This window comes from Chitinophaga sp. sic0106 (assembly GCF_019219075.1).
In the GTDB taxonomy this organism is placed as follows: Bacteria; Bacteroidota; Bacteroidia; order Chitinophagales; family Chitinophagaceae; genus Chitinophaga.
In genome coordinates, this window is record NZ_JAHUWJ010000012.1 from 208,068 (window position 1) to 219,412 (window position 11,345).

At 43.5% G+C, this 11,345-nt stretch carries 13 protein-coding genes; 5 read left to right on the forward strand and 8 right to left on the reverse strand.

Annotation, left to right across the window (positions count from 1 at the left end; translation table 11 throughout):
- Positions 1 to 116: 116 nt before the first annotated feature.
- Both KW844_RS18590 and KW844_RS18595 read right to left on the reverse strand, forming a co-directional pair.
- On the reverse strand, positions 117 to 593 hold the full coding sequence (locus KW844_RS18590; RefSeq protein ID WP_255578521.1) for a VOC family protein: 477 nt from the start codon (positions 591 to 593) through the stop codon (positions 117 to 119).
- Between the two features lie 136 nt (positions 594 to 729).
- Positions 730 to 1,080, reverse strand: coding sequence for a helix-turn-helix domain-containing protein (locus tag KW844_RS18595; RefSeq protein WP_218378277.1), 351 nt, complete (start codon positions 1,078 to 1,080; stop codon positions 730 to 732).
- A 95-nt stretch (positions 1,081 to 1,175) separates the two neighbouring features.
- Between KW844_RS18595 and KW844_RS18600 the strand changes: the two genes are divergently transcribed.
- Positions 1,176 to 2,036 carry an SDR family NAD(P)-dependent oxidoreductase gene (locus tag KW844_RS18600; protein ID WP_218378278.1) on the forward strand — a complete coding sequence of 287 codons (861 nt, stop codon included), beginning with the start codon at positions 1,176 to 1,178 and terminating at the stop codon, positions 2,034 to 2,036.
- 84 nt (positions 2,037 to 2,120) lie between these two features.
- On the opposite strand, the gene KW844_RS18605 is transcribed toward KW844_RS18600, so the two are convergent.
- A complete protein-coding gene (locus KW844_RS18605) occupies positions 2,121 to 2,978 on the reverse strand; it encodes an RNA polymerase sigma factor (RefSeq protein WP_218378279.1) in 858 nt (285 codons plus the stop codon).
- Positions 2,979 to 3,026: 48 nt separating this feature from the next.
- Positions 3,027 to 3,830, reverse strand: a complete 804-nt coding sequence (locus KW844_RS18610) for an SDR family NAD(P)-dependent oxidoreductase (RefSeq protein ID WP_218378280.1) — start codon at positions 3,828 to 3,830, stop codon at positions 3,027 to 3,029.
- A gap of 325 nt (positions 3,831 to 4,155) precedes the next feature.
- Here KW844_RS18610 and KW844_RS18615 point away from each other — a divergent pair, with 325 nt between their 5' ends.
- On the forward strand, positions 4,156 to 4,779 hold the full coding sequence (locus tag KW844_RS18615; RefSeq protein ID WP_218378281.1) for a hypothetical protein: 624 nt from the start codon (positions 4,156 to 4,158) through the stop codon (positions 4,777 to 4,779).
- Between the two features lie 322 nt (positions 4,780 to 5,101).
- Here KW844_RS18615 and KW844_RS18620 read toward each other — a convergent pair whose 3' ends face one another.
- Complete coding sequence (locus tag KW844_RS18620; RefSeq protein WP_218378282.1) at positions 5,102 to 5,902, reverse strand: hypothetical protein; 801 nt, start codon at positions 5,900 to 5,902, stop codon at positions 5,102 to 5,104.
- 143 nt (positions 5,903 to 6,045) lie between these two features.
- On the reverse strand, positions 6,046 to 6,741 hold the full coding sequence (locus KW844_RS18625) for a hypothetical protein (protein WP_218378283.1): 696 nt from the start codon (positions 6,739 to 6,741) through the stop codon (positions 6,046 to 6,048).
- A 279-nt stretch (positions 6,742 to 7,020) separates the two neighbouring features.
- Between KW844_RS18625 and KW844_RS18630 the strand changes: the two genes are divergently transcribed.
- The 3 genes from KW844_RS18630 to KW844_RS18640 all read left to right on the forward strand — a co-directional run bounded on the left by KW844_RS18630 (position 7,021) and on the right by KW844_RS18640 (position 10,269).
- The gene (locus tag KW844_RS18630) at positions 7,021 to 8,607 is read left to right on the forward strand and encodes an ABC-F family ATP-binding cassette domain-containing protein (RefSeq protein ID WP_218378284.1); all 1,587 of its coding nucleotides are present in this window, start codon (positions 7,021 to 7,023) and stop codon (positions 8,605 to 8,607) included.
- Positions 8,598 to 9,185: a TetR/AcrR family transcriptional regulator gene (locus KW844_RS18635; protein WP_218378285.1), complete on the forward strand. Its 588-nt coding sequence runs from the start codon at positions 8,598 to 8,600 to the stop codon at positions 9,183 to 9,185. Before KW844_RS18630 ends, KW844_RS18635 begins: the two co-directional genes overlap by 10 nt.
- 163 nt (positions 9,186 to 9,348) lie before the next feature.
- The gene (locus tag KW844_RS18640; protein ID WP_218378286.1) at positions 9,349 to 10,269 is read left to right on the forward strand and encodes a hypothetical protein; all 921 of its coding nucleotides are present in this window, start codon (positions 9,349 to 9,351) and stop codon (positions 10,267 to 10,269) included.
- A 145-nt stretch (positions 10,270 to 10,414) separates the two neighbouring features.
- Here KW844_RS18640 and KW844_RS29440 read toward each other — a convergent pair whose 3' ends face one another.
- The gene (locus KW844_RS29440; RefSeq protein WP_218378287.1) at positions 10,415 to 10,690 is read right to left on the reverse strand and encodes a nucleotidyl transferase AbiEii/AbiGii toxin family protein; all 276 of its coding nucleotides are present in this window, start codon (positions 10,688 to 10,690) and stop codon (positions 10,415 to 10,417) included.
- Positions 10,690 to 11,151 carry a helix-turn-helix domain-containing protein gene (locus KW844_RS18650; RefSeq protein ID WP_218378288.1) on the reverse strand — a complete coding sequence of 154 codons (462 nt, stop codon included), beginning with the start codon at positions 11,149 to 11,151 and terminating at the stop codon, positions 10,690 to 10,692. Before KW844_RS18650 ends, KW844_RS29440 begins: the two co-directional genes overlap by 1 nt.
- Between the last annotated feature and the right edge of the window lie 194 nt (positions 11,152 to 11,345).

Sequence of the window (11,345 nt, forward strand, 5' to 3'; positions counted from 1 at the left end):
CATCACTGATAGCTGGTCTGCTATCAGGAGTGTATCACGCGAACGTACAAACGCAGATTAATCCTGCTAACAGCTGGCACGCATCGACCTATAGCGCCAATGGTCTGTTGCTGTTTTTATTCCTTTGGCTCCCACAGCTCTATTTTATTACCTTCTATGTCCAGCAGATGTACAAACTTACCGTAGTCGTAAACAGCTATTTCATCCAGCATGGTTACCCCTTCTTTCTTTAAAGCAGCCACCATCTCCTCCAGGTTATCCACCCGGTAGTTAATCATAAATTCCTTTGTGGAAGGTGCAAAGTATTTAGTATCTTCTTTAAAAGGGCTCCAGGAGGTAGAACCTTTGGCAGTGGAATCATTATCCTCCCTCCATTCAAAAGTGGCACCATAAGGTGTGGTGTTAATACCCAGGTGTGTTTTGTACCAGTCTTTTATTTTTTCGGGATCTTTGCATTTAAAGAAAATACCGCCGATGCCTGTTACGCGGGCCATGTGTTCTTTTTTGAAAGTTATTTGGAAAATTGTATCGAATGCAAATCCAGCGCTGAAGGCGATCAGGAGCGCCAAACAAATTACGATTTTTTTACTCATTTGCCAATGTTTAGGAGAAAACAAATTTGAATACTAATTTATGTCGTACCTCACAAATAGAGAAACCCTCCCTTTGAATTTCCTCTAAAAAAATCTCATTTACCCTTCGGGTTCCATATATAACTATTCACGCCTTTTACGACCCCATTATTACTTTCCGGTGCATCATTCCCCAATCTTTCAGTGCCAGCATCACCTCCTGCAAGGTATCCGCATACGGTGTAATTTCGTACTCCACTGCCGGCGGAAAAGTATCATATACGGTACGCTTTACCAATAAATTAGTTTCCAGGTCTTTCAACTCCTTTGACAACATTTTATCGCTGATGCCTTCTATTTCCTTCGCTAGCTGCCTAAACCGTTTCGGACCGCCTTTGAGCGATAATAAAATCTGCAGCTTCCAGCTGCCATTCAGCGTTTCCATGGCGTCGCGGATGGCGCGGAGTGTGCCGGCATCGCAGGTGATGGGAGGATGTTTTTTTGCCATTATCGGGTATTTATACTAACCACTCAGTTAGCGCTAACCGAACAGTTAGTACTAACCGATGGTTAGTAAATATAACTAAGTTTGTGTCAAAAAAAATGAATCAGGAGAAAGTAGTTTTAATCACGGGTGCTACGGGCGGAATAGGCAAGGCAGCAGCGCTAGCCTTAGCGAAACAGCAATACACCGTTGTGATCCATGGAAGAAACAAAGGAAGAACAGCGCTGGCAGCGGAAGAGATCAGGATAATGACCGGTAATAACAAGGTAAGCTATATACTTGGCGACTTCTTTTTGATGAGCGATGTAAAAAAGGCAGCAGAGAGTTTTCTTAGTAAATATAAGCGGCTGGATATACTTATCAATAACGCAGGTGGACTCATGAACAAAGACAGGGCCGTTACTGCCGAAGGTGTGGAAACGACTTTCGCCGTAAATGTGCTCGCGCCGTTTTTACTCAGTGAGCTGCTGTTGCCGCTGCTTAGCCAAAGTGAGGATGGCAGGATTATCAATGTAGCTTCCAACTCGCATAGGTTGAATGCCAAACCGGATTTTAATGATATGGAGGGGAGCAAAAAATATAATCCGCTGGTGGCGTATGGCAATGCAAAATTATTTCTGATCTGGAATACCCGGCACCTGGCGGGCCTGTTGACAACACAAGGATTACACAACGTGACGGTCAACTCCGTACACCCGGGTGCTATAGCCACTAACTTCGGCGTTACCAGTAACCTGGGAGGCTTCCTCAATTTATTCGTAAAGTTGCTCAGGCCATTTTTCAAAACGCCGGAACAGGGGGCTCAAACGCTTACCTACCTGGCCACGGCAGATATACATCTCACCGGAAATTATTTTGAAAAAAACAAACCCGTAGCTCCTGCAGAGAAGTATTACAGCAAGCGCAATGAGCAATTGCTATGGGATTATTGTATACAAAAAGTGAAGCAATGGATGTAATAAAAGCAGCGGTAGCACCTGCAAGTGACTACCGCCATAGTATGAACCTACTATACAATTTTTATGAAGATGCAATAGCCACTGTTATAGCGCTTTTCCCGGCGGAGGGCTAAAAAAATCTTTTACATCGCCGATGGCCGTACGGGTACAGCGCATGATAATATCCTGTAAGTCGGTGCCGCTACTCTGCAACGGATCAATGGCCTTTACCAGCTGGGTTCTGAGTTCAAACAATTCCGCCCGGTTAAAGCGCTTTGACTCTTTCACCAGCTCCAGTTTCATGCGTTGCTCCTGCTGGTCCTGTTTAGGATTGAAGATCCCGTTGAGCTGACTGCACTGATCGCATATGCCGTTCTTATTGATCAGTGCACAGCGGTGATCGAAAACATGCGTCATCGTATCGCGTGCATCGCTCAGCAGATGTTTCACTACGCCTTCGGACTTGTCCAGGATCAGAGATATTTCTTTCACAGGGAAATCGTAGATATCTTTCAGGATCAGGGCCACCTGGTTTTCGATCGGCAGGGTTTTGGAGATGCAGGTAAAGCAGAAATCGATATGTTCACGCATTTCATAGGCGCCGGAGGTACAGTGCTGGTGTACAGTCCGGAAGCTACAAGCGATTTCAGCATTCCCAATGGCCAGGCCGGCGCCCTTATCCTGAGCGTCCACCGGCCATCGCTGCAGCTTTCTGAGGTGATCGTAGGCCAGGTTAGTGGCTATACGAAAAACCCAGGTTTTAAGCGATGCTTCAGCATTGAAGGAGTAGATTTTATCGAACGCCCGAATGAAAGTATCATGTGTGAGGTCGTCCACATCATTACGGTCGGTGAGCAGGCGGTACAGGTAGGATTTCAGCGGTTGCTGAAATTCGGCAAACAGCGATTGAAATGCGTTGATATCCCCGGCCATGGCCTGCTGCAAAGTTATTTCTCTTTCCATTATTTGTATGTTATGGCTAATAAACAGGAGTGCCACCCCCTAAACTTATTATAATATATTCAGTTTTCCGCAATCAACATCAACAATGTGGCTGTTAAACACCACCCCGTTATCTGACACCAGGAAGGCAGCCGTTTCTCCCAGCTGCATTAAGGTAGGCGTGGTTTTCAGGATATCGAACCGGGTGTAGTTGGCGGCCACCTGTTCCCTGGGTACACCCAGAGCGGCGGAAAAATCAGTAATCATCCCTTGTATCTTTTTCGTTTCCAGTAGTGCTCCGGAACAGATGCAAACCGACTTAATACCATGCTGTCCAAATTCAGCGGCCATTACCCTGTTAAGGCCTTCAATTGCAGCGCAGGCGGATGCAAATCCGGCCATATTGGGGGTTTTAGACCTCGACATAGACGCTGTAAACAGCAAGAGTGTGCCCTGGGATTTAGTTTGGATCATATATTTGGCGGCTACCCTGGAGGTAAGAAACTGGGAACCCACAATTCTTTGAAGCGGGTGTAGAAACTGTTCAAAAGTGGCTATGGTAGTAGGTGTGCCGCTGCCAGCGTCCTTATAGTAGCTGCCTATTCCGTTAAACACCATATCCAGCCGGTCATTGTCCGCCACCACTGATGCCAGGAAAGCATCGATTTCTGCCTCATTGAGGGCGTCTACCCTGTCGGCCTGGGCCCAGCCTCCGTTAGCTGTAATTTCGGCTGCCAGGGCAGCCGCTGCCTCCAGGTTCAGTGCAGTCACATATACCCTTGCACCATGCTGTGCAAAACTGCGTGCCACTGCGCCCGCTACCTGACCTGATGCTGCAAATACCACAGCCACTTTGTGCTTTAAGATTTCCATTTTGCTTTACTTTCAGTTTTTGACGAATGAGCGTTGCAAAACGGTCGGGATAGGGAAAAGTTTTTTTGGGATATATTTTAATTAGTTGGTTTAGAGAGAGATATAATACTTCAATACAGTAGTTGCCAGTCCGTAGGACAGTGGCGCGGCGGGTTACCGGCTAATTAACGGTGGCGCCTATACGCGGTGTTTGCCCTATAAACGCCTATATTAAAAAAGGATGTCCCAAAAGTAAGCTGAAGGACCTGAGAATTGTGTGAATCAAAACTTCCATCAGTTGTCCGAATAAATTCGGGCAAGAATTACCTGGTAATAGGATCAGTATATGCTTGGCGAAAAGTTTAAGGCCTTTCGGGTCGGAGCTTTTGAAGCGACTACGCAATATAAGGCGGTAATAGAAAGCATTGTGGTGCGGAAGCGCAAACGTAAGAGCATCGTTAATGTCCTGAGCGATAAAGGGGACTTGGTCTACAAACTGGTATTCGATTATTTTATGTGGAGTGAGGGGGAGTTCAGGCGGAAATTTTCATCGCTCAGGAATGAGACGACGGCTGGCAACGTCGGTCCGGACGCACTTCCACAGCTGGCGAGGATTGATTTCGCAGATCCGTATCATTATTTGTCTGTCATTTCACTTTTTGAGTTGCAACATTGCCTGGAACATTTTGAAAACTATCCTTGTATGCCCGGCTTGTCGCTCTACAGGATACAGGCATTGGAGGCGGAGCGCTGGTTACAGGAGATGCAGGTGACCCCATTATCCGGCAGACCAATAATAGATGAACTCATTATTCACTCCAATAAGATAATGCCTGCCGAGACCCCGTATGCGGTTCATACCAGCGTTTCGCGGTGGTCGCTGCAGATCCTACAGTTCAGGCAAAAGGTGGTGGCGATAGATAACGCGGATATGGTGTATACTGTTATAATTTTTGATGTGCATGTTTAGTATTAATTTCAACCTGACCCCAAAAATGTAACCATGGAATCTACCTTAAAACCATTCCCTCCCTGACCTATTGAGTAATCAGTCAGTTGAAGCGGGGTTAATAATGAGGCGTTTATTTTAAAGATACCGAAATCGATGAACAGCGGCTTTTGAAGATCGGGGTGTAGCTGATATATCTACTTGATAATAAGCAGGTTAGGTATATGATTGAGGTATTGAATGATGGGAAGAAGCCGTATAAGAGGGTTTGAAAGGGTTTAGGTTATAATAAAAACCTCGGCTGTATTGCTATAGCCGGAGTTTCATTATTCTTGTGAAAGAATTATTTTTTCTTTATATGTTGAGAATTTTCTTTGATAATGTTCGGAGAAGACCTAATGACTTGCGCATTATCGATTCCCGGCAACTTTGTACTGGTACCGGTAGGCAATGCTGGTTTGGGATTTGTTGTGGTGTTAGTTGTTGTGTTGGTATTTCTGGACATTTTACTGTCGGTTTGATTGAGTTGTAAATTAATAAATTTATCCGAATTTACGATTTCCACTTGCTGGACCTTATCTCCTTTTTTCGTTATATGAAAGCATAAACAAATTAAAAAGGGAACCGCTGACAACAATGCAAACATTAACGCATTATAATAAAAAGAACTCTTTCTGGTAAAAACTCTAATGTTCATCTCAAGTGCTTCTTCCAATTCATCAATATAGGATGCCTGTAATAGCTTGGCTATTTTCCCATCTCTGCCATGATCTTGAATATCTAAGGTTTGCTCATATTGCAAACGCATGGTATCATAATACGACCTGGGAGATTTTAAATAGGAAACTTCAACTGGCATAATCAGACGAATCGTATTATAAAGAGAGATCAAAAATAATCCGCAAAACACTATAAAGCAACTCAGTAGTAGCCAATGCTTAACTTCAGCGAAACATATATCCTGACAAATTGGGACTAAAAAAATTGCAATTGCTGAATATATAATGATGATATTAGTAAATCTTTCCAGCACCTTTTGATAGGCAGAAATATACTCCTCAATTCTCTTTTCATTAATTTTTATTATATACTCCAAATCATAGAATGTTTCCTTGGTCATAGCATTTTCAGTTAATTGTGCCAACTTCTAACGTTTAGATGTCTGAGAGATTCTTAGTCTCTTTAGTTCCACACATATGCTTCCTTAAGACGAAAAGACACAACTGAATTACTACTACTTTAACAACTGCATAACTTAAATATGCTGTCCTTCCCTACATATTGAGCTTACTTATTCACCGCTGTAATCAATGTCCCTCCCATATTCTTTCCATCTTTCATGGAAGCGGTTTTTACAGCACCAAAATCCGGAGCGAACCATTCAATGGCGTTAAATTTCATAGGCACTCCCTTTCCCATCATTTTCATCTGGAAATTAAGATCATAGGTAATTTTGAAACATTTCCAGGTACCGGCGGCGGTGGTAACACTCTCCTGCCCTGCTACTTTCCGGTTACTGATGGTATAACTAATTCCGACATCCATTCCGCTCATGTTGCCGGTTAACTCAAAGGAGCCCCCCTGCAGTTCCTGACCAACGTGCATGGTGGCGGGGTAATCGAGTAATGCGGCATTGGAGGTGCCTGTCATTTTCATATCTTTCATTTGTGGCATGGCCGGCATGGTCACTTTCATATCAATAGCTACGCCATTGCTACCGCATTGGAAGTGCCCGGTGCTGGCGCTCATGGCTTTATTATTTTTATCATAAAAGGTATTGGTGAAATCCGATTCGGTTGTATTTCCTGTGTTGCGGACATCGGTAATATTGTAAATCGTTTTGCCGGCAGGTTTTCCATTGGCATCGAGGATCGTCATTTCAATGGAAGCATTTTTCAGCAGGTAGTAATAGCCGGTACAATTTTGTGCGATGGCGGATGTGCTGCCGCATAGCGCGATGAGGACGAACAGTACGTATTTCATAATCGAAGCATTTGGGGTGAAGTAAACGAATTCCTTTGGGGGGATTCGGCCAGTGGAGACCAGCCGAACCGCTGGGTAATAAATTTACGTAGAATTTATGGAATTGAGTGGGTGCGGCTGCCCCTTCCTGATTCCTTACTTAAAAAAAGCACATTCCTTTTATTTTCAATAAAATACATGTACTTCAGTCCCGGCAATTTTTTATTTTTAACATTTTTGTCTAACAAAAATGAATTTTTATGCCATTTTTGTCTTTTGGATCATAAAATCAGCAATCCTGTGGGTTTAATTATTAGATCATTGCATTATGTTCATCCGGATAACGAGGAGTTGTTTCATGACCTGAGTTTCATATTAAATGATGGGGAAAAGGCTGCCCTGGTGGGTATTAATGGTGTGGGTAAGTCGACCTTGCTTCGCATATTGTCAGGAAAATTGGAATTGACCTCCGGAGACATTATTCATTCGGAGCTACCCTGGTATGTACCGCAGCATCTGGGGGAATATGACGCATGGTCTGTTGCTAAAGTATTGGGGGCAGATAAAAAGCTGGCAGCGCTACAGGCCATCTTAGCTGGAGATACAGACGCCCAGCAGTTTACCGACCTGGATGATGACTGGGATATTGAGAATAGGGTGAAGACGGTACTGGAAAAATGGGAACTCGGCGATATCAACGAAAATCGGTTGATGGGGAGTTTAAGTGGTGGTCAGCAAACAAAAGCTTTCCTTGCAGCAATGGAACTGAACAGCCCGGGACTCATCTTATTGGATGAGCCTTCCAATCACATGGATGACAGGACCAGAAAGAAACTATACACGCTGATCCAACAAAGCAAATCAACCATGTTGATTGTAAGTCATGATAAAGCGTTGTTGAATCTGATGAACAAAACGCTGGAGCTGAGTGAAAAAGGTGTGGAGGTATTTGGTGGGAACTTTGACTTCTACCAGCAAAAGAAAATGGATCAGGTAAATGTCTTAAGGGCGCGTCTGCATGTGCAAGCGAAAGCACTGAAAGAGTCTGAGAAAAAAGCCACGGATATGGCTGGACATAGGGCACAGCAAGAGTCCAGATCCGCAGGAATGAGTGGTTCCATACCACGAATCATTGCCGGAGGCTTAAAGAACAAGGCCGAGCGAAGCACTGCCCGGATGCTGCATACGCATGAAGAAAAGATAGCCTCGCTACTGCTTAATATGGAGGAGATCAAGTCGCAGATACAGGAATATGAAATTCTTAAGTTGGATATCAGATCACCGGAAATTAGTCCCGGACAATTGTTGATAGACATGGAAGGAATTAATTTCAAGTATGATGACAGATTTTTATGGAATAATATTAGCTTTCAGCTGAGATCCGGTGAGCGTGTACAGATCCAGGGAGAAAACGGCAGTGGCAAAACTACTTTGCTTAAAATCATTACCGGCGAACTGTTACCGGCTGCTGGCAGCTATAACAGGATGCCATTTAGCCACTTTTATCTTGATCAGCACTACTCGATGCTGGACCCGAAACTAAATGTTTATGAACAGATACAAGCTTATAATAAGCGCGGGTTAGAGGAGCAGGAACTCCAGGAACTATTAATTCATGCGCAGTTTAAGCCGGAACACTTTGATAAGAAGACGACGGTCCTCAGTGGCGGAGAGAGAATGAAATTATCGCTTTGTTGTTTATTAGCAAGTAACCAGGCGCCGGATTTACTGATTCTGGATGAGCCAACCAACAACCTGGATATTAAGAGTCTGGAAGTGGTTACGCTGGCGGTTAAAAACTACCAGGGCACACTACTGGTTATCTCGCATGATAATTACTTTATTGACGAAATAGGGATTGACTATAAAATAAATATATGCCGTTAAAAAACACCGGTACGGAGCAGCACATTAAAGACACCGCCAAGCGATTGCTTTTTGCGGAAGGGAAGCTCCACGCCACTACCCAGGAAATTGCGGATGCTGCAGGTGTAAACAGGACTGCCTTACATTATTACTTCCGCTCCCGGGACCTGTTAATTGCTGCAATATTTCAGGACGCCATGCAGGATTTGAGTCAGCGTATAAACGACTGTATGTTGGCCCAACAACCCTTTAAAATCAAAACATCCAACATGATCGCGTTTTTTTTCCAGCATATGATGGCCTTTCCTTACCAGGAAACTTTCCTTGTAACAGAGATCAACACCATTGGCAAACAACTCATCACCGACATGCAATCCAAGCCCGTAAAGGCATACCTAAAGGAGGCAGCGGCTGAGATGGAGAAAGGAACGATTGCGAAAATGAATCCTGTCCATTTTTTGATGAATTTATTTTCACTGTTGTCATATCCATTGATGATGGCGCCGGTATATCAGCAGTTGTTCCATGTAGAGGAGAAAGGTTGGCGAAAGTTGATGGAGGAGAGAAAGGAGGTGATTATGCGAATGTTGTTTGAATAAAATCCCCACTCCTACTTCGTATGCAAAATAGGTTACTCCCGTAAAAACTTTTTCCCCGCCACCTCTGTTATAACGTCTGCAAAATTTTAATAGTGCATAAAAGGCTAACCCCTCCATTAGCACATATCACTCTCATTAAACCATTTAAAAAAATCTCCAAACCATGAGTCTTAAAAGAATCTTGTTAATTGGCAACAAATCCTGGGAAGTAGAACCTATTCTGAATGCCTTGTTGAATGTAAGAATGCGCCCGGCCCAGCTCCCCAACCCTACACACCTGAACTATCCCTGGACCTTCCTTCAGGGCTCCCCGCAGCCACGTGCCATCTGGGATACTTTTCAGGATGTGACCATTGAACTGTGGTGCATACAGGATATTATGGACACACAATGGAACCCTTCCAGTTCACAGGGCAAACATGTTTGCTTGCCTAAAATATTGCATTACAGGCAGGAACAACCGAGTCTGGTGGTAGCCCTTGGCACCGCAGCACTCGGCCTGAACAACAGCAACAATAACGGCTGCGTAGTAATGGGCAGTAATATCTTCATCCATAACTTCCACCCTAAAGGTGAAAACCCAGAGAGCAAATGGGATGACCCTAAAGATTTTGAGAAAGTATTAACCTCCACTATTTCTCCGGACTTCTTTAAACTGCTGGACACTACCACCACAAACGCCATAAATGCACATCTGCTCAAACCTTTTAATAATCCGGCTGACAACATCCAGGTGATGGCCGATAAAGACTATATAGGCGTCAGCGTTGTAAACATCACTAACTACCAGGATTACGCAACCTCCGACCAAAGCGGCCTGGATAAACTAGCCGGTACAGGGAATAAACTACCGGTTGGCTCGGTGGAAACCACACATGGTGTGATTCGTTTGCTATGTAACGCACCATTCGTTTTCATGTCGGGCATCACCGACCGGGAAGGTTATTTTGATGCTGATGTAAATGGGAAAGATGTTAATGGCAATGTGAAAACAGAAGCGCAAAATTTTACGGCTGCGTTTAATATAGGGGTATGTTTGGGGAATATGATTCCGAAGATGGCGGGGTATGTGGCGGGGAAATAGAATCGAAGCCTGAGTTGTCCAGGAAGGCAGGTTTATACCTAAACTCCTAATGCCAACTTTTTCTTTTTTTGTATATTTAAATTGTTTGTTTCTTTCAAAATATTCTTATGGAAATTATTGACGCGCTGTAAAAATTCTGGAAATGTTAGCCGCTGGCTGCTCTCCCGCTATCCGGCAGCTTTATTGGAGACACGTAATTATAGGTTTCTCTTAGATATTCGTCTATGGGTAGAAAGTCTATTGAGCCATATTCAGCGTCTGTAAATAGATCTATATCGATTGACATCCGATGTCCAATCTGCAAACTTAAGGAGGTCCCGCCAACCAATCTGAAAGGGGCAAATAAAGGTACTGTCATCAATTGTCTCAGCCCGGATTGCAACAATGGCGTAACTGTGTTCCAATGTAATTTTGCCGACATTAATTTTTAATGTTTAAGATTTCCTTCACAGCATCATGACCGTAAAAATTGAGTATTTCTTTCTTTTCTGTAAAATTACCCCTGTCGAAAACTCTTTCAATAACGGATCTTTTTTGCTTATTCCAATCAATGATTTCCATTTTGGTATCCCAAAATAAAGCAGGCCTGAATTTGGAAAAATCCGGATGTTTTTCCCTGGACAATTTCTTCTTCTCTTCTCTTATATCGAAAAATACCTGCAACGTCATGAAAAAACCTTCCTCTATACCCAGCGCTTCCTCAATACGTATTGCAAGAGCGGTATTCATACTTCTTTTGCCATTAATTATAGCACTTAGGGTCTGAGGATATTCGTGAATTGAAAGTGCAAATTGCCCCTTAGACACATGCCTCTTTTGAAGTTCTCTTTCGAGAATTAATCCCGGGTGAATTCCTTTTATTAGGTCAAGGGTAGTTTTCATTAAACGAATATAAACAATTTTGTTGAAACAAATTTGCTGATACAATATCAAATAACGAAAAATCACCAAAAATCGAGTAGGAAGTGAGGGATTATTTCCCTCACTGTCCTCTCACACCACCGTACATGCGGTTCCGCATACGGCGGTTTGTTAGAATAAGTTCATTTGGTGGGTTGTTTTCCAATAGTAGTAGT